The sequence below is a fragment of the Thalassospira sp. genome (genome assembly GCF_048059015.1).
Classification (GTDB): Bacteria; Pseudomonadota; Alphaproteobacteria; order Rhodospirillales; family Thalassospiraceae; genus Thalassospira.
In genome coordinates this window covers 12,848-38,929 of sequence record NZ_JBLLNT010000006.1, presented here as the reverse complement: position 1 = coordinate 38,929, position 26,082 = coordinate 12,848, and the positions used below count along the sequence as shown (strand labels likewise).

The window sequence follows — 26,082 nt, the reverse complement described above, 5'->3', positions numbered from 1 at the left end:
CAGCCCGATGGGCTGCCTTTTTTAATTCTGCGTCATCTCAGCTTTGAGACAGATCAGTCCGCCAATCCAGCAAGGCTGCGCGCAAAGGATTTGGCTTCGAACGGACGCAGATCTTCGGCAAATTCACCGACACCGATCGCATGGACAGGCTTGCCGAACTTCTCGGCCAGCGCCACGACTACACCGCCCTTTGCCGTGCCATCAAGCTTGGTCACGATCAGACCGGAAACATTGGTCGCCTCGCCAAAGGTTTCAACCTGTGAATGGGCGTTCTGACCGGTGGTGGCGTCCAGCACCAAAAGCGTGTCATGCGGTGCGCTTTCATCGCGCTTCTTGATCACGCGGACGATCTTTTTAAGCTCATCCATCAGATGCGCCTTGTTTTGCAAACGACCGGCCGTATCAATCAGCAAAAGGTCATAGCCTTCGCGCTGGGCCTGATCGATCGCATCAAAGGCAAGACCCGCCGCATCCGCACCAGTATCGCGTGCGATCACCGGGCAATCGGTGCGCTCACCCCAGACTTTAAGCTGCTCGACGGCTGCTGCACGGAACGTATCGCCTGCCGCCATCATGACCTTAAGGCCCTGATCCTTGTAAGATTTGGCAAGCTTGCCAATCGTGGTGGTTTTACCCGATCCATTCACGCCAACCACCAGAACCACATGGGGCTTCTTGGTTGCGTCAATCACCAGCGGCTTTGCCACCGGCTCAAGGATTTTGGCGACTTCTTCGGAAATGAATTCCTGGATTTCGGCGGAATCGACTTCTTTGTCGAAACGGGTTTTGGCCAGTTCCGCGCTCAGCTTGGCAGCGGTCGTGACACCCAGATCCGATGTTATGAGAAGGTCTTCGAATTCTTCAAGCGCGTCATCATCAAGACGACGCTTGGTGAAGATGTCGGAAATCCCGGTGGTTAGTTTTGAGGAGGACCGTTTTAGCCCGTCTTTCAGGCGGCTAAACCAGCTTTTCTTCCCCTCTTCACTCATCCCACAAGCTCCGCAATTAGTTTTCCATCTTCAAGGCCGGTGACCTTGGCTTTTGCTATCGTGCCCGCTTCTATCACGCGATCAAGCAGAACGGGAGCAAAATGCTCCGTATGGCCGGTATTTTCCTTTTCAACCAACACATTCTCGGTCATGCCGATGCGTGATTTCAGGAAGGTGTTCAGTTGAACGTCACCTGCCTCGCGAAGGGCCGCTGCGCGTTCCTTGCGCAGGTCCTTGGGCACCTGGGGCATCTTTGCCGCCGGGGTTCCCGGGCGCGAAGAATACGGGAAGACATGCAGGTAAATCAGACCGCATTCATCAACAAGGCGAAGGGTGTTTTCCGCCATCTCGTCGGTTTCGGTCGGGAAGCCGGCAATGATATCCGCCCCAAAGGTCACATCCGGGCGAAGCTCGCGGACCTTATTGCAGAAATCAATTACGTCCTGACGCAGATGGCGGCGCTTCATACGTTTCAGCACCATGTCATCACCTGCCTGCAGGCTGATATGCATGTGCGGCATCAGGCGCGGTTCGGTTTCGATCAGACGGAACAGGTCTTCGTCGACCTCGACCGGGTCAATCGATGAAATGCGCAGGCGCGGCAGTTCCGGTACCTGTGCCAGAAGACGGCGCGACATCTGGCCCAATGTCGGCTGGCCCGGAAGATCGTGACCATAGGACGTGATATCAACGCCGGTCAGAACCACTTCGCCATAGCCATTGGCAACCAGTTCACGCACCTGGCTTACGATCTCGCCAATCGGAACACTGCGTGAATTACCGCGGCCGAACGGGATGATGCAGAAGGTACAACGATGATCGCAGCCATTCTGGACCTGAACAAAGGCGCGTGCACGGCCCTCAAAACCCGACACCAGATGGCTTGCAGTTTCTTCGACCGACATGATGTCATTGACGACAACACGTTCATGTTCGGGCATCAGGAACGTTTCGGCCTTCATCTTGGCATCGTTGCCAAAGATGCGGTCGATTTCGCCCATCTTGGCGAATTTTTCCGGGTTTACCTGAACCGCGCAGCCGGTCACGAAAATCTTGGCATCGGGGTTTTCACGACGCAGGCGGCGAATGCTTTGACGCGCCTGACGTTCGGCTTCGGTCGTGACCGCACAGGTATTGATGATGATCGCGTCATCCAGACCGGCATTTTTGGCATGGTCGCGCATCACCTCGGACTCGTAGGTGTTAAGGCGGCAACCAAATGTAACGACGCGCGGCTCTTTCATGCTCGGCATTCTGCGATCTATCTCAAGTTCGGGAAACATTCCGCCTGCGCAAATCAAATCAATGCGCCAAGTGCGGAACGCCCGGCAGGATCAATGACCGTGCCGGGCGCTGGTTACATACGCTTTTGAACGCTTCAATGCAAGTCTGCGGCTGTCATGGCTCGCATGCATCAGGCGCGCAAAACAAAGCGCCATTTTGATATCAAAAGTAGATTTCGCCCTACTCAGCGGCGAAATGGCGGTTACGCCCGTCTTTCTTGGCCCGGTAAAGCGCGCTATCAGCACGGTCAATCAGCTTCGCACCACCTTCGCCGGCAATGTATTCAGCAGCGCCGACCGATACGGTCATCTGACCATAGGAGGTGCCGGAATTCTTTGCCTTGATCTCGCGTGCTGCGATGCGCTTGCTCATATCCTGGGCCAGTGACATGGCATCTGCCAACGGCGTCTGTGGCAGCAGGATTGCGAATTCATCCCCGCCATAGCGCGCAACAATGTCACGACCCTTGATGTTGGCTTTCAGCATCGATGCGATCAGAACCAGAATTTCATCACCGATCCGGTGACCAAACCGGTCATTGACCGCCTTGAATTGATCAAGGTCGACCATCATCACACAGAACGGTTCCGGCGTGTCCGACTTATCATATTCGGCAGCGAGCATCGTCAGCTGTTCTTCGAAATGCATGCGGTTGGAAACGCGTGTCAGACCGTCGGTGTAGGACCGCTCGCGGGTTTCATCCAGCTCACGCTGCAGAAGGGCAACCCGGTTCAGATAGCTATCAAGACGCTTATGAAGGTTATCAATCGTCTGATGCATATCGTCGGTTTTTTCGGCGATTTCCGCGATGACCGGCGCAATTTCCTTATGCTTCTTAAGGGTCTTGGCCGATTTTTGCAGAAGTTCGCCATAACCGCGCAGACCGGTGCGCGCGGTCATCAGGCACTCGTCGCTGTTTTCGACCAGTTCTGAGAAATCTTCCATCCCGCGCTGCAGGAAGTCCGCCGCCTGGCGGTCAAAGATATATCGGTAATAAAGCTGAAGAAGCGTGTCTTCGGCCAGATCATCACCACTGGCCTGTACAGCGTCGATGACGCGGAGAATTTCGGGGTTCTCTTCGGCGAAATAGACGAACCAGACATGGTATAGTTCAGGGGTAGGTCGAAGGCCCCTGTCGCGAAGCGCCTTAAGCGTCGCTTCGGCGTAATCCCAATGGCGTGTCACCTGTTTTTCCGTCGTCGGCACAACGGTTGCTCCAGCTATTTTTAATAGTCTAATCAATAAGTTATGCATATACTGCACAACAATTGACCACAACATATCCTAATTCATCTCGCGGAGCCAGATATACGTCATAGTAAGCTATACCAAAGTACTGGTTCGTCCTCGACTTTAGTTCCCTCGGATCATCGTTCCAGCACCGCGCTCGGTGAACAGCTCCAGCAAGACGGCATGTGGTGCACGACCATCGACGATCACAGCGGCCTCAACCCCGTTCTGAACTGCATCCATGCAGGTTTCAGTTTTCGGGATCATGCCGCCCTGGATCGTACCATCGGCGATCATTGCATTTATGTGGTCCGTGTCGGCATCGCGAACAAGGTTCTTGTCCTGATCAAGGATGCCTTTTACGTCCGTCAGCATATAAAGGCGACGTGCGCCCACGGCTTTGGCAATCGCACCAGCAGCCGTGTCAGCATTGATATTGTATGTCTGACCGTCTTCACCAACACCAATCGGTGAAATAACCGGAATAATGTCGGTATTGATGAAGCAATCAAGCACATGCGGGTTCACCTTTTCAGGTTCACCAACAAAGCCGAGATCGAGAACTTTTTCGATATTGCTTTCCGGGTCACGCTTCGTGCGCGTCAGTTTGCGTGCCGTAATCAGGTGCGCATCCTTGCCACACAGGCCGACACCAATGCCACCAGCCGCATTGATGTTCGAGACGATTTCCTTGTTGATCTTGCCCGCCAGCACCATTTCGACAACGTCGATGGTCTGCTGATCGGTCACACGAAGACCATCAACGAATTCAGACTGGATATTGAGCTGCTTGAGCATCTGGCCAATCTGCGGACCACCGCCATGCACCACGATCGGGTTCATGCCGACCTGCTTGAGCAGGACCATGTCCTGGGCAAACAGACGGGCCAGTTCCGGATCACCCATGGCATGTCCGCCGTACTTGATCACGATCGTCTGACCGTTGAATTGTCGCATATAGGGAAGAGCCTCGGAAAGAACTTTGGCACGTGCCAGCGTCCGGTAGGCGCTGGATTCCGATTGATCTTCTTCAGAACGGATTTCTTCGTTCATCTCACTTCCCCATATCTAAGCGATGAACCCAGTGATGCTAAAGCAGTGTCGAAATCTCTGCCCGCAGCTCGGCAAGTCCGGTATTTTTCTCACTCGAAGTTGCAAAAATCTGTGGCAGGGCGGCCGGATGTTTCACCAATGCCTCAACCACTTCCTTGATGCGTTTTTCAAGCTGTCCCTTTTTTAGCTTGTCCGACTTGGTCAGCACAACCTGATATGGCACGGCCGACTCATCAAGCAGCTTCATCATATCAAGATCGGCCTTTTTGAAGCCATGTCTGGAATCAATCAGGACAAACACGCGACGCAGGGTTACGCGCCCACGCAGATACTGTTTGATCAGATTGTGCCAGGTATCAACAATGTCCTTTGGCGCCTGGGCAAAGCCATAGCCCGGCAAGTCCACGACATAGCATGCACCATCGAGATCAAAATAGTTGAGCTGCTGGGTGCGACCGGGCGTGTTTGACGTACGTGCAATGTCCTTGCGGCCCGTGATCGCGTTGATCAGGCTGGACTTGCCCACGTTTGAACGACCGGCAAAACAGATCTCGGTTTTTTCCTCAGGCGGGAGTTGCTCAAGCTGAGCCACGCCAAGAACGAAGTTAACCGGGCGGCTAAAAAGCTTCCGCCCGGCTTCGATCACTGAGTCTTCATGCTTCGGAATAGCAGTATCCGACGGCAGGTTTTCTTGTGTCATTGTCATTCCTTCCCCGACTGTGCGGGGATTCTCCCCAAGGGGAAATTAAACCCATAAGGGGTAGATGGGGGGTTAAACCCCCATCTTGTACATGATGTAACGTTGCTGAGCGATCGACAGCAGGTTGTTCCATGCCCAGTAGATCACCAGACCAGCCGGGAAGCTTGCCAGCATGAAGGTAAAGATGAACGGCAGGAACATCATGATCTTCGCCTGGGTCGGATCAGCCGGCGCCGGGTTCAACTTCTGTTGCAGATACATGGTGATACCCATGATCAACGGCCAGATACCGATCATCAGCATCTGCGGCGGATCCCACGGGATCAGGCCAAACAGGTTGAACAGCGAGGTCGGATCGGGCGCAGACAGATCCTGAATCCAGCCAAAGAACGGCGCGTGGCGCATTTCAATGGAAACAAACAGAACCTTATAAAGGGCAAAGAAGACCGGGATCTGAACAAGGATCGGAAGACAGCCCGACGCCGGGTTGATCTTCTCACGCTTGTAAAGGGCCATCATTTCCTGCTGCTGACGCTGACGATCATCCTTGAACTGCTCGCGCATCTGGGTGATCTGCGGCTGCAGCTTTTTCATCGCGCTCATCGACTTGTACGACTTGTTCGCAAGCGGGAACATGATCGCCTTGATGATGACCGTGATGACCAGGATGGAAACGCCGAAGTTGCCAACCAGATGATACAGATACTGCAGGAACAGGAAGAACGGTTTGGTCAGGAAGTAGAACCAGCCAAAGTCGATCGCGAGATCGAAGTTCTTGATGCCGTAATCTTCGGCATAAGTATCAAGAAGGGTAACTTCTTTTGCACCGGCAAACAGACGGGTCTCGGCTTTGCCTTCGCTACCATTGGCAATGGTACGCGCAGCGCCCAGATAGTCGGTCTGGTATTTGTCGGCGTTTTCAGCAACATGGTGGCTAAAGCGCGTGGTCAGCTCTTCGTCCGCAGACGGCGCCAGCGCAACCAGCCAATATTTGTCGGTAATGCCAAGCCAGCCGCCGGTGGTTTTCTTTTCAACTGCACCATCATCAGCAAGATCGTCATAGTCGATCTCGGTCAGGGTGCCGTCGATCACGCCAAGCGGACCTTCATGCAGGATGTAGAAACCAGCGGTCTGCGGCTTGTTCTTGCGCGAAATCAAACCGTACGGATACAGGGTAACGTCGCCACCGCTGTTGTTTTCGACCGACTGGTTGACGGTGAACAGATAGTTCTCATCAATCGAGATTTCACGTTTGAAGGTAAGGCCCGCACCGTTATCCCAGCTCAACGTAATCGGGCTGTCCGGGGTCAGGGTGTCGGCACTTGCGGTCCACTGGGTGTCGCTGTTTGGAACGCTCAGCGACTTGTCTGCACCAACCCAGCCGAATTCTGCGAAATACGCATCATTGCTGCCGGTCGGGTTCAGAACATGGATCAGCGGGCTGTCAGGTTCTTCGGTTTCACGATAATCCTGCAGCTGGATATCGTCGATCACACCACCAACAAGACGAATCGAACCTTCGATGCGCGGGGTATCAATCGCGATACGCGGCGATTTCGCCAACGCATCTTCACGCTTAACAGTCGGGACAGCTGGCTGCCCACCCGGAACACTCGGTCCGGTTGATACCTGCGGCGTGTTGGTGCCGTTTGCATCAAGCTGTTCACGAACTTGCGCTTCACGAACCTGCATATCAGGTTCGGGCGCGAAGAAGAATTGCCACCCGATAAGAATCACAACTGCCGATGCAATTGCTACCCACAGGTTACGTTGTTCGTTCATCGCCTCTTTCCGCTTTTTTCAGCCAGCTTTGCCGACCGCATATTCTATTTACATGACGAAAGCGCCGGGGACCGGTTTTCACCATCCGACGACGCTTTGTTTTGTTCGCAGCCACATCCGGGCACGGGATCATAACCATGACCACCCCATGGATGGCAACGCATTATCCGTTTAATTCCCATCCAGCCGCCTTTTATTGCCCCATGACGGGCTAATGCTTCCATCATGAAAGCCGAACAGGTCGGCTGATAGCGGCATGACCACCCGATATAAGGCGATAAAAAGAGCTGGTAACCGCGAACTGCGATTTGAAGAAGACGGGCAAGGGGACCGGGTGCTGGACTAGGTAAGGTCATTTCGCCTGACCTCCTGCCTTCGTCGAACCGCCTGACTGGTTGGCACCGCGTCCTTTACGGGGACGGCGCGCCTCAGGTGCAGACGGCTTGGCATCAGGGACCCGACGCAGGGCAAAACGCATATCATCAATCAGCTTTCCAAAAGGCCGATCAATGGTTTGGGCACGACCGATCACGACATAGTCCCAACCGGGCAATGCGAGTTCGCTCATCAATTGCTCTGCCACAGCACGCAAACGCCGCCGAACGCGATTGCGGACGACGGCCTTTCCCACCTTTTTGGTGACGGTAAACCCGACTCGGGCGAGTCGATCTTCACCGGCGTATTCTGTATTCGGTTTGATCCCGGGGCGCGGGGCGCCCTGAAGGATCAATCCCTGTGTAACCCATTTTCGGCGGGTGCCCGCAACACGGAGGAATTCCGCACGCTTTTTAAGGCGTTCCACCGAAATGGTCACAACATTAGGCCGACAGACGCTTGCGGCCCTTGGCGCGGCGTGCGGTCAGCACACGGCGGCCACCGACGGTCGCGCTGCGGGAACGGAAGCCGTGGCGGCGTTTCCGTACGAGTTTGCTTGGCTGGTAGGTGCGCTTCACTGCACTTACTCCGTTCTAAATAAGGTAATCCGATAAAATTCGAGGTCCGCTGTATAGGGCTTCACACCAGAGCTGTCAACTCGTGACAAGGTGATTACCCCCAGAAAACCGGCAATGCCGCCGGGATTTTGTCCCGACGGCACCCGAAATGCGAATTCGTCACCACTCGATACGTTCGACATTGGAGAATGTCAACTCGGAACCGTCCGAAAATACGATCGTTCCCGACGAATCGGTGGACAGTTCAAGGGAGTGCCCCTTGCTTTTCGTGACTTCGCCCTCATCAAGGACAAGGGTCCAGTCACTCGAGTCGAGCTTGCCGCCATTATAGCCATTCAGCTCGATCGTATCCGTGGTCCAGCCGTTGGCACCGCCATCAACATGGTCGCTGCCCTCACCCATATTAAAGATGAACAGATCCGAACCACCGCCGCCATAAAGCGTATCGTCACCGATACCGCCCATTAGCGTGTCGTCATCATCCCCGCCATATAGCAGGTCATTACCTTCACCACCGCTTAGCGTGTCCTTGCCTGCGCCGCCATAAAGGGTGTCATCACCCTCTTCGCCATAAAGCTTGTCGTCGCTGCCTCCGCTATCAAGCGTGTCGTTGCCAGAACCGCCATAGAAGGTGTCCTTGCCCCATCCGCCGGTCAGGGTATCGTTATCCGCCCCACCGTCGAAATAGTTGTCACCACCATCGGCATTAAGAATGTCATTGCCATCCCCGCCATAGAAGGTGTCATCTCCGTAACCGCCATGGACGGAGTCGTTACCTTCCCCACCCCAGACAGTGTTCTTGCCGCCATCAACGTCGATATTGTCATTCCCGGTACCCGACGACACGGTATCGTTGTCGCTGCCTGCAGTGATGGTGTCATTGCCACTGCCCGTGTCGATATAGTTACGACCGCCACCAACATTGACCGTGTTGTTGCCGTCACCGGCGGAAATGATGTCATCGCCTGAACCGACACTGATCGAGTCATCACCCGACCCGCTCCAGATCGTGTTCTTACCCTCGCCAGCACTGATATTGTTGTTCCCGTCACCGGCACTGATCTGGTCATCACTGCTGCCTGCGGTGATGTTGTCATTGCCTGTTCCGGTCACGACATAGTTTTTGCCTTCACCGGCACTGACATAGTTGTCGCCATCACCGCCCAGGATCGTGTCATCGCCAGACCCGGCATACAGGCTGTCATCACCCGATCCGGTCTGGATATGGTTGTTGCCTTCATTGGCATAGATGATGTTGTCACCGTCGCTGGCATAGATGGTGTCATTGCCGCTGCCGCCGGTGATGTAGTTGCTACCCGCACCGCCATAGATGGTGTTGGTACCCTCGCCACCATGAATGGTGTCGTTGCCTGATCCGGCTTCAATATAGTCATTGCCACCGTCACCGGTGATGGAGTTATCACCGTCACCGGCATAGATCACATCATTGCCTTCGCCGCCCCAGATGGTGTCATTCCCATCACCCGACGAAATCGTGTCATGACCACCACCGGCGCCGATCGTGTCGTTGCCTGCCCCGGTTTCAAGGACATCGTTGTTTTCCGTGCCCCACAGGGTTTCATCGCCTGCGGCCACTTCTTCCATCGTGACTTCAAGGATCGCCGTTGTGGTTGCGGTGTCATCGCCGTCCTGGGACTGAACCGATACGGTCAGCTCAAACGTGCCGGAATAATCACTTGCCGCGGCAATGGTCAGACCGACCAGCTGGGCAGCACTTAGCGTCCAGGTACCATCCCCATTATTCGTCCCGGCCGACAAGGTCGCGCCATTCGGAACGCCAGAAATGGTCACCGTCATGGTTTCACTCGAATCGGTGACAGCGGCGTCGATATCAAGGGCAACACTGCTGCCCTCATCACCGCTCGCATCCGTAACATCAAGATACGGCGTATCAGCAACCCCTGCGACATCCACCGTGATGGTATCAGAAACGCTGCTGGTATCCGTGCCATCGGTCGAGGTCACGGTAATGCCCAGATCAAACGATCCGCTGTAATCCTCGTCCGCCCGAATTGTCAGACCTTCAAGATCCGCAACCGACAATGTCCAGGTACCGTCGCCATTATCGGTACCAGCCGACAGTTCAGCACCATCGGGCACACCGCTGATCGTGATGCTGAGAACCTCGGACGCATCCGTAAGACCCGCATCAATATCAAGTGCGATGTCGGTATCTTCATTGCCAGAAGCATCACTCACATCCAGCGTCGGTGCATCCGCAACACCGGCCACATCCACCGTGATGGTTTCCGAAACCGTCGCCGTGTCCTCACCATCGGTCGAAGTAACCGAAACGCTCAGATCAAACGAACCGCTATAGTCGTCTGCAGGCGTAATCGTCAGACCTTCGAGGTCAGAAGACGACAGTGTCCAGGTGCCGTCGCCATTATCCGTACCAGAAGATAGCGTCGCGCCATCCGGTACACCAGAGATCGTGATCGACAGAACCTCGGAGGCATCGGTCAGACCCGCGTCAATGCTAAGCGCAATCTCGCCCTCTTCACTGCCAGATGCATCTGCAACATCAAGCGTCGGCGCGTCAGCAACGCCCGCGACATCAACCGTCAGAGTATCTGTAACAGTTGCGGTATCCTCACCATCGGTCGACGTGACCGAAACGCTTAGATCAAACGAACCGCTGTAATCATCCGCAGGCGTAATCGTCAGCCCCTCAAGGTCGTCTGCAGACAGGGTCCAGGTGCCATCACCATTATCGGTACCAGCCGACAGCGTCGCACCATCCGGCACGCCAGAGATCGTGATCGACAGAACCTCGGACGCATCAGTCAGACCGGCATCTATGCTAAGCGCAATCTCGCCCTCTTCACTGCCAGATGCATCAGACACATCTAGCGTCGGCGCGTCAGCAACGCCCGCGACATCAACCGTCAGAGTATCGGTAACGGTTGCGGTATCCTCACCATCGGTCGAAGTAACCGAAACACTTAGATCAAACGAACCGCTGTAATCATCAGCAGGTGTGATCATCAGACCTTCGAGATCAGCCGAACTCAGCGTCCAGGTACCATCACCGTTATCCGTACCAGCCGACAGCGTCGCACCGTCCGGTACACCAGAAATGGTGATCGACAGAACTTCGGACGCATCGGTCAGACCGGCATCTATGCTCAGCGCAATATCGCCCTCTTCACTGCCAGATGCATCAGCCACATCAAGCGTCGGAACATCTGCGACACCGGCAACATCAACCGTGATGGTGTCAGTAACCGTCGCAGTATCCGCACCATCGGTCGAAGTAACCGAAACGCTTAGATCAAACGATCCGCTATAGTCATCAGCAGGCGTAATCGTCAGACCTTCGAGGTCGGAGGATGACAGTGTCCAGGTACCGTCACCATTATCCGTACCGGCAGAGAGTTCTGCCCCATCTGGAACACCAGAGATGGTAATCGTCAGAATTTCAGAGCTGTCCGTCAGACCCGCATCAATATCAAGAGCAATGGCTGAGTCTTCCGATCCCGATGCGTCAGACACTTCAAGCGTCGGCAGGTCTGCTTCACCAATGACATTGACCATGACCGTATCGGTAACGGTGGCAATGTCGACACCGTCTTGCGTGCTTGCCGTGATTTCCAGATCGAAGCTTCCGCTGTAATCCGTCGGCGGCGTTACAGTCAGCCCTTCAAGATCATCGGAAGTCAGAGACCAGGTGCCATCACCATTATCGGTACCCGCAGACAGTTCTGCACCGTCCGGCACACCGGAGATGGTGATCGTCAGAACTTCAGAGCTGTCGGTAAGACCTGCATCGATGTCCAGTGCAATGGCACTGTCTTCCGAACCCGAAGCATCGGCAACATCAAGCGTCGGCACATCAGCGACACCGGCTACGTCAACCGTGATTGAGCCGGTGGTGGTCGCAACGTCTTCGCCATCTGCGGAGGTCGCGGTAACACCAAGATCAAAGCTGCCAGAGAAGTCATCCGCAGGCGTGATCGTCAGACCTTCAAGGTCAGAGGACGACAGTGTCCAGGTGCCATCACCATTATCAGTACCCGCCGACAGTTCTGCACCGTTCGGAACGCCGGAGATGGTGATCGTCAGAACTTCGGAGCTGTCGGTAAGGCCGGCATCAATATCCAGAGCAATGGCTAAATCTTCCGAACCCGAAGCATCGGCAACGTCAAGTGTCGGTGCGTCAGCAACACCAGCAACATCAACGGTGATACTGCCCGTCGTGGTCGCAACGTCTTCGCCATCCGCTGACTGAACGGTGACGCTCAGATCAAACGAACCGCTGTAATCATCAGCCGGGGTAATGGTCAGACCTTCAAGGTCAGAAGACGAAAGCGTCCAGGTGCCGTCACCGTTATCCGTACCCGCAGACAGTTCGGCACCATCCGGAACACCGGAGATCGTGATGGTCAGCGTCTCGCTGGAATCCGTCAGACTTGCGTCGATATCGAGAGCGATAGCTAAATCTTCGGAGCCCGAAGCATCAGCAACATCCAAAGTCGGCGCGTCAGCTACACCGGCAACATCGACCGTGATCGAACCGGTGGTGGTCGCAATGTCTTCCCCATCCGCAGACTGGGCGGTAACGCTCAGGTCAAATGAACCGCTGAAGTCATCGGCAGGCGTGATCGTCAGACCTTCAAGGTCAGACGATGACAGCGTCCAGGTGCCGTCACCATTATCGGTACCGGCAGACAGTTCTGCACCGTCCGGCACACCAGAGATCGTGATCGTCAGAACTTCCGAGCTGTCAGTAAGACCGGCATCGATATCAAGTGCGATGGCTAAGTCTTCGGAGCCAGAGGCATCGGCAACATCAAGTGTCGGCGCGTCAGCAACACCAGCCACATCGACCGTGATCGAACCGGTGGTGGTCGCAACGTCTTCGCCATCCGCAGAGGTCGCTGTGACGCCGAGATCAAACGAACCGCTATAATCATCAGCCGGTGTAATCGTCAGACCTTCAAGGTCAGAAGACGACAACGTCCAGGTGCCATCACCATTGTCGGTACCTGCAGACAGCTCTGCACCGTCCGGAACGCCCGAGATGGTGATCGTCAGAACTTCAGAGCTGTCGGTAAGACCTGCATCAATATTCAGAGCGGTTGCAGAGTCTTCGGAGCCCGAAGCATCCGCCACATCAAGCGTCGGCGCGTCTGCAACACCAGCTACATCAACAGTAATACTGCCCGTCGTGGTCGCGATATCTTCACCATCAGCCGACTGAGCGGTCACGCTCAAGTCGAACGAACCGCTGAAGTCATCAGCAGGGGTGATGGTCAGACCTTCGAAATCAGAGGACGACAGGGTCCAAGTACCGTCACCATTATCCGTACCGGCAGAGAGCTCGGCACCATCCGGAACACCGGAGATCGTGATCGTCAGAACTTCAGAGCTGTCGGTAAGGCCAGCATCGATATCCAGAGCAATCGCTAAATCTTCGGAACCCGAAGCATCAGCGACATCCAAAGTCGGCGCGTCAGCTACACCGGCAACATCGACCGAGATCGAACCGGTGGTGGTCGCAATGTCTTCCCCATCCGCAGACTGGGCGGTAACGCTCAGGTCAAATGAACCGCTGAAGTCATCGGCAGGCGTGATCGTCAGACCTTCAAGGTCAGACGATGACAGCGTCCAGGTGCCGTCACCATTATCGGTACCGGCAGACAGTTCTGCACCGTCCGGCACACCAGAGATCGTGATCGTCAGAACTTCCGAGCTGTCAGTAAGACCGGCATCGATATCAAGTGCGATGGCACTGTCTTCGGAACCCGAAGCGTCAGCAACATCCAATGTCGGTGCGTCAGCCACACCGGCAACGTCAACAGTGATCGAACCGGTGGTGGTCGCAACGTCTTCGCCATCCGCAGAGGTCGCTGTGACGCCGAGATCAAACGAACCGCTATAATCATCAGCCGGTGTAATCGTCAGACCTTCAAGGTCAGAAGACGACAACGTCCAGGTGCCATCACCGTTATCAGTACCGGCTGACAGTTCCGCACCGTCCGGCACGCCGGAGATGGTGATCGTCAGAACTTCGGAGCTGTCGGTAAGGCCGGCATCAATATCCAGAGCAATGGCTAAATCTTCCGAACCCGAAGCATCGGCAACGTCAAGTGTCGGTGCGTCAGCAACACCAGCAACATCAACGGTGATACTGCCCGTCGTGGTCGCAACGTCTTCGCCATCCGCAGAGGTCGCTGTGACGCCGAGATCAAACGAACCGCTGAAGTCATCGGCAGGCGTGATCGTCAGACCTTCAAGGTCAGACGATGACAGCGTCCAGGTGCCGTCACCATTATCGGTACCGGCAGACAGTTCTGCACCGTCCGGCACACCAGAGATCGTGATCGTCAGAACTTCCGAGCTGTCAGTAAGACCGGCATCGATGTCCAGTGCGATGGCACTGTCTTCGGAACCCGAAGCGTCAGCAACATCAAGTGTCGGCGCGTCAGCAACACCAGCCACATCGACCGTGATCGAACCGGTGGTGGTTGCAACGTCTTCACCATCTGCAAACTCAGCAGTGACGCCGAGATCAAACGAACCGCTATAATCATCAGCCGGTGTAATCGTCAGACCTTCAAGGTCAGAAGACGACAACGTCCAGGTGCCATCACCGTTATCAGTACCGGCTGACAGTTCCGCACCGTCCGGCACGCCGGAGATGGTGATCGTCAGAACTTCGGAGCTGTCGGTAAGGCCGGCATCAATATCCAGAGCAATGGCTAAATCTTCCGAACCCGAAGCATCGGCAACGTCAAGTGTCGGTGCGTCAGCAACACCAGCAACATCAACGGTGATACTGCCCGTCGTGGTCGCAACGTCTTCGCCATCCGCTGACTGAACGGTGACGCTCAGATCAAACGAACCGCTGTAATCATCAGCCGGGGTAATGGTCAGACCTTCAAGGTCAGAAGACGAAAGCGTCCAGGTGCCGTCACCGTTATCCGTACCCGCAGACAGTTCGGCACCATCCGGAACACCGGAGATCGTGATGGTCAGCGTCTCGCTGGAATCCGTCAGACTTGCGTCGATATCGAGAGCGATAGCTGAATCTTCGGAGCCCGAAGCATCAGCAACATCCAAAGTCGGCGCGTCAGCTACACCGGCAACATCGACCGTGATCGAACCGGTGGTGGTCGCAATGTCTTCCCCATCCGCAGACTGGGCGGTAACGCTCAGGTCAAATGAACCGCTGAAGTCATCGGCAGGCGTGATCGTCAGACCTTCAAGGTCAGACGATGACAGCGTCCAGGTGCCGTCACCATTATCGGTACCGGCAGACAGTTCTGCACCGTCCGGCACACCAGAGATCGTGATCGTCAGAACTTCCGAGCTGTCAGTAAGACCGGCATCGATATCAAGTGCGATGGCTGAGTCTTCGGAGCCAGAGGCATCGGCAACATCAAGTGTCGGCGCGTCTGCAACACCAGCTACATCAACAGTAATACTGCCCGTCGTGGTCGCGATATCTTCACCATCAGCCGACTGAGCGGTCACGCTCAAGTCGAACGAACCGCTGAAGTCATCAGCAGGGGTAATGGTCAGACCTTCAAGGTCAGAAGACGAAAGCGTCCAGGTGCCATCACCATTGTCCGTACCGGCAGACAGCTCTGCCCCATCCGGCACGCCCGAGATCGTGATGGTCAGCGTCTCACTGGAATCCGTAAGACCTGCGTCGATGTTAAGAGCGATTGCACTATCTTCCGAACCCGAAGCATCCGCGACATCGAGTGTCGGCGCATCGGCGACACCGGCAACATCAACCGTGATCGATCCGGTGGTCGTCGCAACGTCCTCGCCATCTGCGGAGGTCGCTGTCACACCAAGATCGAAGCTGCCAGAGAAGTCATCAGCTGGAGTAATCGTCAGACCTTCAAGGCCAGAAGACGACAGGGTCCAGGTACCGTCACCATTATCGGTACCAGCAGACAGTTCCGCGCCATCCGGAACACCCGAGATGGTGATCGTCAAAACTTCAGAACTGTCGGTAAGGCCTGCATCGATATCAAGAGCAATCGCGCTGTCTTCGGAACCCGAAGCGTCAGAGACATCCAAAGTCGGGGCGTCTGCAACGCCTGCGACATCGACTGTAATGCTGCCCGTCGTGGTCGCAATATCCTCGCCATCGGCAGAGGTCGCAGTGACACCAAGATCAAAGCTGCCAGAGAAGTCATCGGCAGGCGTGATCGTCAGACCTTCAAGGTCAGAGGACGAAAGGGTCCACGTGCCATCACCATTGTCGGTACCCGCAGACAGTTCAGCACCGTCCGGAACACCGGAGATGGTGATCGTCAGAACTTCGGAACTGTCGGTAAGGCCGGCATCGATGTTCAGTGCGATGGCTGAATCTTCGGAACCCGAAGCATCGGCAACATCAAGCGTTGGTGCATCGGCAACGCCAGCCACATCAACAGTAATGCTGCCCGTGGTGGTTGCGACGTCCTCGCCATCAGCGGACTGGGCGGTAACGCTCAGATCAAACGAACCGCTGAAGTCATCGGCAGGGGTGATGGTGAGACCTTCGAGGTCATCCGAGCTCAAAGTCCAGGTGCCGTCGCCATTGTCGGTACCAGCCGAAAGCTCGGCACCGTCCGGAACGCCCGAGATCGTGATCGTCAGAACTTCAGAGCTGTCCGTCAAACTCGCATCAATATCAAGCGCGATTGCGCTGTCTTCGGAACCCGAAGCATCTGCAACATCAAGCGTCGGCGCATCGGCAACACCGGCAACGTCAACCGTGATCGAACCGGTGGTGGTTGCCACGTCCTCGCCATCCGCAGACTGGGCGGTAACGCTCAAGTCGAACGATCCGCTGAAGTCATCAGCAGGCGTGATCGTCAGACCTTCGAGATCAGAGGACGACAGCGTCCAGGTGCCGTCACCATTATCCGTACCAGCAGAAAGCTCTGCACCATCCGGAACGCCGGAGATAGTGATCGTCAGAACTTCGGAACTGTCGGTAAGTCCCGCATCAATATCAAGCGAGATGGCTAAGTCTTCGGAGCCAGAAGCATTTGCGACATCCAAAGTCGGAGCGTCGGCAACACCCGCCACATCAACCGTGATGCTGCCCGTGGTGGTTGCAACGTCTTCGCCATCTGCCGAAGTCGCGGTAACACCAAGATCGAAGCTGCCAGAGAAGTCGTCAGCCGGCGTAATCGTCAGACCTTCAAGGTCAGAGGACGACAGTGTCCAGATGCCGTCACCATTATCGGTACCGGCCGACAGTTCCGCCCCATCCGGCACGCCGGAGATGGTAATCGTCAGCGTCTCACTGGAATCTGTCAGACCGGTATCGATGTTGAGTGCAATCGCACTGTCTTCGGAACCCGAAGCGTCTGCAACATCCAAAGTCGGGGCATCAGCAACACCAGCAACATCAACCGTGATCGAACCGGTCGTGGTTGCGACATCCTCGCCATCTGCGGAGGTCGCAGTAACACCTAGATCGAAGCTGCCAGAGAAGTCATCAGCCGAGGTAATCGTCAGACCTTCGAGGTCAGAGGACGACAGAGTCCAGGTACCGTCACCATTGTCCGTACCGGCAGACAGTTCCGCACCATCCGGAACGCCGGAGATCGTGATCGTCAGTGTCTCGCTGGAATCCGTTAGGCCTGCGTCGATATCAAGTGCAATCGCTGCATCTTCGGAACCGGAAGCATCAGCAACATCCAAAGTCGGTGCGTCAGCTACACCCGCAACATCCACGGTGATCGAACCGGTGGTGGTAGCAACGTCTTCACCATCAGCTGACTGGGCGGCAACGCTCAAGTCGAACGATCCGCTGTAATCATCCGCCGGGGTGATCGTCAGACCTTCGAGATCAGAAGACGAAAGCGTCCAGGTGCCATCACCATTGTCGGTACCGGCAGAGAGTTCTGCTCCATCCGGAACACCAGAGATCGTGATCGTCAGAACTTCAGAGCTGTCGGTAAGGCCGGCATCGATATCCAGAGCAATCGCACTGTCTTCGGAGCCCGAAGCATCGGCAACGTCGAGCGTTGGCACATCGGCAACACCGGCAACATCAACCGTTATTGAGCCCGTCGTGGTCGCAACGTCTTCGCCATCCGCAGACTGGGCACTAACGCTCAGATCAAATGAACCACTGAAGTCATCCGCTGGCGTGATCGTCAGACCTTCAAGGTCAGAAGACGACAGTGTCCAGGTGCCGTCACCATTATCCGTACCAGCCGACAGTTCCGCACCATCCGGAACACCGGAGATCGTGATGGTAAGCGTCTCGCTGGAATCTGTAAGGCCAGCATCAATATCCAGAGCAATCGCGGAATTTCGGAGCCCGAAGCATCAGCAACATCAAGCGTCGGCGCATCCGCAACACCGTCAACATCAACCGTGATCGAACCGGTCTTGGTCGCAACGTCTTCACCATCCGCAGACTGGGCGGTAACGCTCAAGTCGAACGAACCACTGAAGTCATCAGCAGGTGTGATCGTCAGACCGTCAAGGTCAGCCGAACTCAAAGTCCAGGTGCCATCACCATTGTCGGTACCCGCAGACAGTTCCGCTCCATCCGGAACTCCGGAGATCGTGATCGTCAGCTTCTCGCTGGAATCTGTAAGGCCTGCATCAATATCAAGCGCAATCGCACTGTCTTCCGAACCCGAAGCATCGGCGACATCAAGCGTTGGCGCATCAGCAACACCGGCAACATCAACCGCAATCGAACCAGTGGTCGTCGCGACGTCTTCGCCATCCGCAGACTGGGCGGTGACGCTCAGATCAAAGCTGCCAGAGAAGTCATCGGCCGGTGTAATCGTCAGACCTTCAAGGTCACTTGAGCTCAGCGTCCAGGTGCCGTCACCATTATCGGTACCCGCAGACAGTTCCGCTCCATCCGGAACTCCGGAGATCGTGATCGTCAGTGTCTCACTGGAATCTGTCAGACCTGCATCGATATCCAGCGCAATAGCGCTGTCTTCCGAGCCGGAAGCGTGAGCAACATCGAGCGTAGGAGCATCGCCAACGCCAGCAACATCAACCGTGATGCTGCCGGTCGTGGTCGCGACGTCTTCGCCATCCGCAGACTGGGCACTAACACTCAGATCAAACGAACCACTGAAGTCATCAGCCGGGGTGACGGTCAGGCCTTCGAGATCATCCGAGCTCAAGGTCCAGGTGCCATCGCCATTATCGGTACCAGCTGACAGCTCAGCACCATCCGGAACGCCAGAGATGGTGATGGTCAGCGTCTCGCTGGAATCTGTGAGACCTGCATCAATATCAAGTACAATCGCGCTATCTTCAGAGCCAGATGCGTCAGCAACATCCAAAGTCGGAGTATCCGCCACACCCTCAACATCAACTTTGATCTCTTCCATCACAACAGCGGTGTCGTCACCATCCGTGGTGGAGACCAGAACGGTCAGGTCGATTTCGCCGCTGAAATCATCGGCAGGTCTAATGGTCAGACCTTCGAGCTGATCAGGCGTTAGCGTCCAGGTGCCATCACCGTTATCTGTACCGGCCGAAAGCGTTGCACCGTCCGGCACACCTTCGATGGTGATCGAGAGGCTTTCGCTGTCATCAAGCAGTTCGGTATCGATATCGAGCGCAATGGCACTGTCTTCCGAGCCACTGGCGTCGGAAACATCAAGCGTTGCACCATCAGCAACACCTTCGACCTCGACTGCGAAACTTGAGCTGCTGGTTGCGGTACTGCCATTTGCCTCGCGGCTGGTCGCGGTCACGCTGAGGTTGAAGCTGCCGCTATAGTTTTCTGGTGGCGTGATGGTGAGACCGGACAACTGCCCGGGCGTCAACGTCCAGGAACCACTGCCGTTGTTGGTACCTGCCGACAAGGTCGCGCCATCGGGCACCCCGGAAATCACGATGGAAAGCGTTTCACTGCCGCCATCAAGATCATTGAGCGATGCCGACACATTAAGCGAAATCGCACCGTCTTCCGATCCGGTTACATCGCCAGCAGAAAGCTGCGGCGCATTGGCAACCTTGGGAACTTCAACGACTTCCTCAACCTCTTCGACCGCGACTTCTTCTTCGACTTCCTCTACTTCCTCAACGACTTCTTCCTGAAGCTCCATGGCTTCTTCGACAGCGGTTGGAACAAAGTCGGGTTCGAGGGCCTCGCGTTCTTCCGGCCCATTCTCGTCACCACCGCGCAACGCATTGGTGTCGTTCGTCGAAAGCTGAACGTCGGGGAGCTCTACGGTGCTCGGATCAGATTTTAGAGAAATATCGTCATTACCGCTGCTGCCATCGGTCGAATCGAATTCGTCCGCGCCGGTATTGATCTCATTTTCGATCTCGGCGGCTTCGTTTTGGGCAATGGTTTGCTGTTCGGTGGCTTCTTCAGCCTGGCTGCGTTCCTCGCGTTGGGACGCGGCGTTCTGGCGACGAAAAGCCTGTTGCTCTTCTGCCTGCGGGTTGAAGGCCTGGTTGCCATAATGGACAGAGCCCAGCTCCTGCTCCGGCGGGGTACCCGAATCGCCCTGATCGTCATGGAGCTCGACCAGCTCTTCGTTTTCGTTTTCCTGACCGTCCGCGCGTTGAAGATCGTTTGGCGCTTCTTCATTGTTGAAGTCGCCATTACCTTCGCCGCGAGAATTTTCAGTATCGCGAGGATCGTCCGCCATTAAACCCACTCTCCGAGAAGTATGAGATGAGTATACCCCAGCCCACACTTCTATACATTAGTATAGATTCCCTGAGTTCAACCAGGGATTTGTGCGGCCAGGCAGTAGAAATGACCAGTCATTTCCAGCGGGACCATTATGATGCTCATCGTTCCGTAAAGGCTTGATCAAGCGAGACATATACCGGTTTCAGAAGATACTGAAGCAATGTCCGCTCCCCGGTTTGAATGTCCGCCTGGACCGTCATTCCGGGTATGATCCGTTGAGCAGTTGCGCCCTCGCCAACAGAGTCGTCATGTAACGCAACCTTGCCTTTATAATACGGTTGGCCTTCCTCGTCTACAAAAGTAGAGGCAGAAATCGATACCAATTCGCCGGAAATACCACCATATCGTATAAAGTCGAACGCACTGACCTTGACCGTCACCGGCTGACCAAGGTGAACATGGCCGATATCCTCTGTTGAGATACGGGTCTCGGCAATCAGAACATCATCAACCGGCACCAGCTCCATCACGACCTGAGCAGGCGCAATCACCCCGCCAATCGTCGTGAATTGCAGCCCCTTGATATAGCCGCGCGTCGGCGCGGTGATTTCGAGGCGCGTGACGCGATCACGCGTTTTACGCAGTGCTTCACGGGTCTGGGCAATTTCACCGCCCAAACGGCCAAGCTCGGTAATTGCTTCCTCACGCTGGGTTTTTTCAAGCTCATTCAGGCGCAAATTGGCTTCGGCAATGGTTTCGCGTGCGCGTGCCTTTTCCGCAACCACACCGGAAAGGTTGCCCTGTGCTTCGTTCAATTCACGCTGGATATTCAGGAACAATACCTTGGAATTCAGCCCCTGCTCATAGAGGGACCGACGCATGGTCACTTCCTGGCTCAGCAGATCGACCGATTTGCGAAGGGTCGCTTCCTGTTCGCTCAGCTGGGCGAGCTCGGCATTACGTTCCTTGATCTGGACCTGCAGAATTTCGCTTTGGTTGGCGTCAAGCTCGGTCTGGATCGAATAGATTTCCTGCTGATTTTGCGCAAGTTCCGGATATTGCGCCATAAGCTTTGTGAAGTCGGGCTCCCGCCCCTCGGCCAGCGCGCGATAACGCTCGGATTTAAGCTGCAAATTACCAAGCTTGGTTTCCGTCTGAATAAGTTCTGCCTGCGCGCCATCGGCCTTCAGACGAATAAGAACCTGCCCTTTTTCGACAAGATCACCATCGCGCACCATGATCTGCTCGATAATGCCGCCTTCAAGATGCTGGATCTTGTTGACCGCACTGGTCGGCATGACCTGACCAAAGGTAATTGCGGTTTCCTTGATCTGAGTGGTTGCCGCCCAGGCAATCAGCGCCAGGAACCCGATCGACAACATCACCATGGCCGAGCGCACAAAGACGGAAATGCCACCTTCTTCAAGCAACACCGCATGCGAAAGATAGCGCGCCATCCGTCGTGACCGACGGAACCGCTCAATCGCAGTGTTCTGAACTGCTGCATCACTCATAGGAAGCCTCCGTCTATCACCTGTTGCTTGATCCGGGATGGCGGGCCATCGCCACGCAACTGCCCTGCTTCAAGAACAAGAATGCGGTCCGCCAAATCAAGATGACTTGGCCGGTGTGTAATCAGGAAAATGGTCGAACCACCACGCAAGCGGTTGATCGTATGCTGGAACGCACGGTCCGCACGCTGATCAAGGCCGTTGGTCGGCTCATCAAACAAAATAACCGGTGCTTCGCGAACAAAGGCGCGCGCAAGTGCCAAACGTTGCAGGAAGCTTGCCGAGAACCGCGATGAATGCTGATCCCCGACCCGGGTATCAAATCCATTCGGCAAGGCTTCGATTTCCTGCAAGATCCCGGCTGACATGCACGCCATGCGCAGATCATCCACAGATGCCACCGGATTTGCCAAACGCAAGTTCTGGGCAATCGATCCGCGGAAAAATTCGATATCCTGCGGCACATATGAAATCGCCTGACGCAACGTTTGCGGATCCATCTGACGGATATCTGCCCCGTCAATCAGAACAGCTCCGGCCTGTGGCTGATACATCCCGGCGATCAATTTGATCAGCGATGACTTACCTGCGCCGTTTGCGCCAACAACCGCAACCACCTGCCCCGGTTTGACGTCAAAATTAACGCCCACCAATGCCGGATCAGAATCCGCACTGTAACGGAAGCTGACACGCGAGAAGGAAACAGCCCCTTCAAAGCGGCGCTGATCGACTGAGCGCGGCACAAGGTCGCCTTCCGGCGCAATCGTCATCAAACGGTTGATCTGACGCACACTGCCCCGAAGCTGAGCCAAACGCGGCATCCCCAAGAAAGCCTGGTTGATCGGCCCCAAAACACGCCATGCCAACATCATCGATGCCACCAAGGCACCGACGCTCATTTGTGCGTTCATTACGCGATCGGCACCAAATGCCAAGACAAATGCGCCCGCACTGATCATCAGAATCTGGGCAGATGTATTGATCACGTTATTGACCATCGCCACACGGAAACCGGCATGGGCGGTATCGGCCGAAATGTCGCGGAACCGCGACAACCAGCGTTTTTCAGATGCAGTGTATTTAAGCGCAGACATCTTGCCGACCGTCTCGACAAGGAATTCCTGCCGGTTCGCACCATGACGACCAAGCTCGGACACGCGTCTTGCAACAATCGGGAACGCGACCAAGCCAATCAGAACAAAAACACCAATCAATGCGACCGGGATCAGGGCCAGCCAACCGCCAAGATAGAACATGACGATCAGGAAAATCGGCACAAACGGCATTTCCATCATCACCAGCGCCATCGGCCCGGTAAAGAATTCGCGCACACTTTCAAAATCGCGAATACGCGAAATCTGAACGCCTACCGGCGCGCGTTCGGTAAAAGCTGGCGGCAAAGACAAAAGCCGTTCGAAAATCGCCCCACTGACAAGCTTGTCCAGACGTGCGCCAAAGTGGCTTACGATCTGACTGCGCAGCGCGCGCAAGACCCATGTGAGGATCAGCACAATCCCGATCCCGATGGAAAACTGGATCAACATCGGGATGGACCGGGTTCCAATCACCCGGTCATAGATGCCCATGACAAAGATTGGCGTCGCCAACGCCATCAGGTTCAGCATCAGGGTCAGCAGCAACAGCTGATAGCCAAGCTTGGAAAACCGTTCGGCAATCCCGCCAAACCAGCCGCGCTTGTCATCTTCAAAGAAACGTTCGCGACGATCAGCCACGCTGAATTGATAAAGCTTGCCCGGAAGTGCGGTCAGCTTAATCACCAATTCACGGTCCGTGCCGCCATCAAACACGCGCACGCCATTATCTTCAGGACGGATCACGACCAGTGCCGTGCCATCATCTGGCACAAACAGGCACGGCATCATACGTTCATCAATCTGATCAAACGTCGTATCGATTTCACGCGATTGATAATTCAGATGCGCCAGCACATTTCGGAAATCCGTCAGATCAAGCGATTGATCCATATGCGGCAAGGCTTCGGCAACCTGACGCGGCAATCCGCGCCAGCCGAGCGCTTGAAGAAGCGGCCAAAGGCATGCGTCGAAATCGGACTGGGCGTCGGTGCTTGCCATGCCCATCCGGTAATTCAACGCGTAGTCCATGTTTTCAAGTTTCTTCATTGTGCCCCCGTCTTAAGCGGTGCACTGAAGGCGGATTGCGCCTTGGTCACGCGTTTGTTTGACCGCCGCAGCACCGGCACAAGATGCTGATCCACCAGCCGGTATTGTTTATTGGCAAGTGCGATCAAGGACGGACGGTGCGATACCATCACCAGCGTGCAGTGCTTTTTAAGCTCCAGCATCAGGCTGGCCATGATGTTATCACCGGCGATATCAAGCGAACTATTCGCTTCGTCAAACAGCACAATCCGTGGATAGTCAATCAGCGCACGGGCAACGGCAATACGCTGCTTAACACCGCGTGGAAGCGTTTCCGATGCCTGACCACCGACCTCGGTGTCATAGCCCTGGGGCATCCGCATGACGATGTCATCAAGGCCAAGGCGACGGGCAATCTCAATCACGCGCTCGACCCCGATTTCCTTGCGGAAGCCTGTGATGTTTTCAAGAATGGTACCCTTGAACATCACCCCATGCTGCGGCAGGTAAGCAATCTGTCGGCGGGTCAATTCAGCGGTGTAGTCATCGGGCTTCTTGCCATCGAGCAATATCTCGCCACGATCGGGGCGAAGGGCTCCCATCAGAAGCCACAGAAGCGTCGTCTTGCCTGTACCGTTATCGCCCGTGATGGCAACGGAATCGCCGGGCTCAATCACCAGATCAAGGTTCTCGAATATCTTTTTGCCATCGGCATGAGAGAACGCGACATTCAGCAACTCGATCTTGCCATCAAGAAGCGGCATATCGGCCGCACCGGGCTTGTCTTCTTCTTCAATCTCAAACAGTTCTTTTACGCGCTGGCGGGCAACACGAATGTTCTGGAACTGGGTCCATAGGCTCATGGCGCGCTGAAGCGGCTGGATCGAACGACCGGCCAACATGGTACAGGCCGCCAATCCACCAACGGTCAGATTGCCACCAATGACAAGCACGCTGCCGATTGACGCCACCAACACCATGGTCAGCATCGAGAAAGTCGCACTGGCATTCACCGCGGCATGGGCTGAGCGTGCAGCAACCAGATCATCGCTGGCGCACTGGGTTTGCAGCTGCTCATGGCGGCGGATCATCAGGTTTTCCATCGCCATCGATTTGATGGTGTGGATGCCTGTCAGAGTTTCGATGATGAAGTTATAACGACGTTCATCTGACTGGCTGCGCGCATCAAGCGCCTTGCGCAATTGCCCGCCAAGAACCATCGCAGTCAGGAAAAACGCCACCAGAATACCAAGCGGCACGATCACCAGCTGCCCACCGATGATCGCAATCAGGCCAAGGAACAAGACAATGAACGGCAGATCGACAATCGCGCCAATTGCCTGCCCGGAATAGAAATCACGCAGCATGTTAAGGCTGTTCAAGCGCTGCAAATGAAGGCCGGGTGCCGTACGGTCATAGTCAGTCAAACTTGCCGAAAGCAAATGACCGACAGCCTTTTGCGCACTTTCATGTTCGAATTTTGCCGCCGAAAGCGATGAGATATATGCACGCCCAAGACGCAAGACTGCTTCAAGAATCAGCGCGCCCATCACGCCCAAAACCAGAAGCGTCAGGGTCGGGATGGAATTGTGCGGCAACACACGGTCATAGACCTGCAAAAGCGTGATCGGCAAGGCAAGCGAAAGCAGGTTGATCACAAGAGCTGCAACCAACAAGGCAAAGCGGCCTGTCCGCAAGTGCGACAATGTACCGATATTTAGTCCCGGCCGACGTGTCATCTGGCAGGTAAGCTCCAGGTCTCTGCGCGTGATACCATCCAAAAGGCGGTGTATTTATACCATCAGATAGGATGCATAGCGGATCAACCCATCCAAAGCAAGAAAATCGTACCC

Annotated in this window: 14 protein-coding genes; all 14 read right to left on the bottom strand. The window is 55.4% G+C overall.

The annotated features are described in order from the left end of the window. Positions 1-53: 53 nt before the first annotated feature. Positions 54-989, bottom strand: a complete 936-nt coding sequence (gene ftsY, locus ACMZ66_RS09495) for a signal recognition particle-docking protein FtsY (RefSeq protein WP_416936735.1) — start codon at positions 987-989, stop codon at positions 54-56. Beyond that, the gene (gene mtaB / locus ACMZ66_RS09490; RefSeq protein ID WP_416936733.1) at positions 986-2,233 is read right to left on the bottom strand and encodes a tRNA (N(6)-L-threonylcarbamoyladenosine(37)-C(2))-methylthiotransferase MtaB; all 1,248 of its coding nucleotides are present in this window, start codon (positions 2,231-2,233) and stop codon (positions 986-988) included. The genes ftsY and mtaB overlap by 4 nt, the downstream gene beginning before the upstream one ends. A 220-nt stretch (positions 2,234-2,453) precedes the next feature. Further along, positions 2,454-3,479: a GGDEF domain-containing protein gene (locus ACMZ66_RS09485; protein WP_416936731.1), complete on the bottom strand. Its 1,026-nt coding sequence runs from the start codon at positions 3,477-3,479 to the stop codon at positions 2,454-2,456. Between the two features lie 147 nt (positions 3,480-3,626). After that, positions 3,627-4,556 (bottom strand): acetylglutamate kinase, encoded by a 930-nt coding sequence (gene argB / locus ACMZ66_RS09480; RefSeq protein ID WP_416936729.1) that lies wholly within the window; start codon positions 4,554-4,556, stop codon positions 3,627-3,629. Between the two features lie 37 nt (positions 4,557-4,593). Continuing rightward, a complete protein-coding gene (yihA, locus tag ACMZ66_RS09475) occupies positions 4,594-5,256 on the bottom strand; it encodes a ribosome biogenesis GTP-binding protein YihA/YsxC (RefSeq protein WP_416936727.1) in 663 nt (220 codons plus the stop codon). 72 nt (positions 5,257-5,328) lie between these two features. Then, on the bottom strand, positions 5,329-7,038 hold the full coding sequence (gene yidC, locus ACMZ66_RS09470) for a membrane protein insertase YidC (RefSeq protein ID WP_416936725.1): 1,710 nt from the start codon (positions 7,036-7,038) through the stop codon (positions 5,329-5,331). A gap of 44 nt (positions 7,039-7,082) precedes the next feature. Continuing rightward, positions 7,083-7,394, bottom strand: a complete 312-nt coding sequence (yidD, locus tag ACMZ66_RS09465) for a membrane protein insertion efficiency factor YidD (RefSeq protein WP_416936723.1) — start codon at positions 7,392-7,394, stop codon at positions 7,083-7,085. Beyond that, positions 7,391-7,852, bottom strand: a complete 462-nt coding sequence (gene rnpA, locus ACMZ66_RS09460; RefSeq protein ID WP_416936721.1) for a ribonuclease P protein component — start codon at positions 7,850-7,852, stop codon at positions 7,391-7,393. The genes yidD and rnpA overlap by 4 nt, the downstream gene beginning before the upstream one ends. A 4-nt stretch (positions 7,853-7,856) precedes the next feature. Beyond that, a complete protein-coding gene (gene rpmH / locus ACMZ66_RS09455; RefSeq protein WP_007091264.1) occupies positions 7,857-7,991 on the bottom strand; it encodes a 50S ribosomal protein L34 in 135 nt (44 codons plus the stop codon). 159 nt (positions 7,992-8,150) lie between these two features. Beyond that, positions 8,151-18,002, bottom strand: a complete 9,852-nt coding sequence (locus tag ACMZ66_RS09450) for a hypothetical protein (protein ID WP_416936718.1) — start codon at positions 18,000-18,002, stop codon at positions 8,151-8,153. A 125-nt stretch (positions 18,003-18,127) separates the two neighbouring features. Then, entirely contained in the window at positions 18,128-20,611 is a 2,484-nt protein-coding gene (locus ACMZ66_RS09445; protein ID WP_416936716.1) for a hypothetical protein, read from the bottom strand. A gap of 145 nt (positions 20,612-20,756) precedes the next feature. After that, positions 20,757-22,112, bottom strand: coding sequence for an HlyD family type I secretion periplasmic adaptor subunit (locus ACMZ66_RS09440; RefSeq protein WP_416936714.1), 1,356 nt, complete (start codon positions 22,110-22,112; stop codon positions 20,757-20,759). Next, entirely contained in the window at positions 22,109-24,250 is a 2,142-nt protein-coding gene (locus ACMZ66_RS09435) for a peptidase domain-containing ABC transporter (RefSeq protein ID WP_416936712.1), read from the bottom strand. The genes ACMZ66_RS09440 and ACMZ66_RS09435 overlap by 4 nt, the downstream gene beginning before the upstream one ends. Then, entirely contained in the window at positions 24,247-25,968 is a 1,722-nt protein-coding gene (locus ACMZ66_RS09430) for a peptidase domain-containing ABC transporter (RefSeq protein WP_416936710.1), read from the bottom strand. The genes ACMZ66_RS09435 and ACMZ66_RS09430 overlap by 4 nt, the downstream gene beginning before the upstream one ends. Between the last annotated feature and the right edge of the window lie 114 nt (positions 25,969-26,082).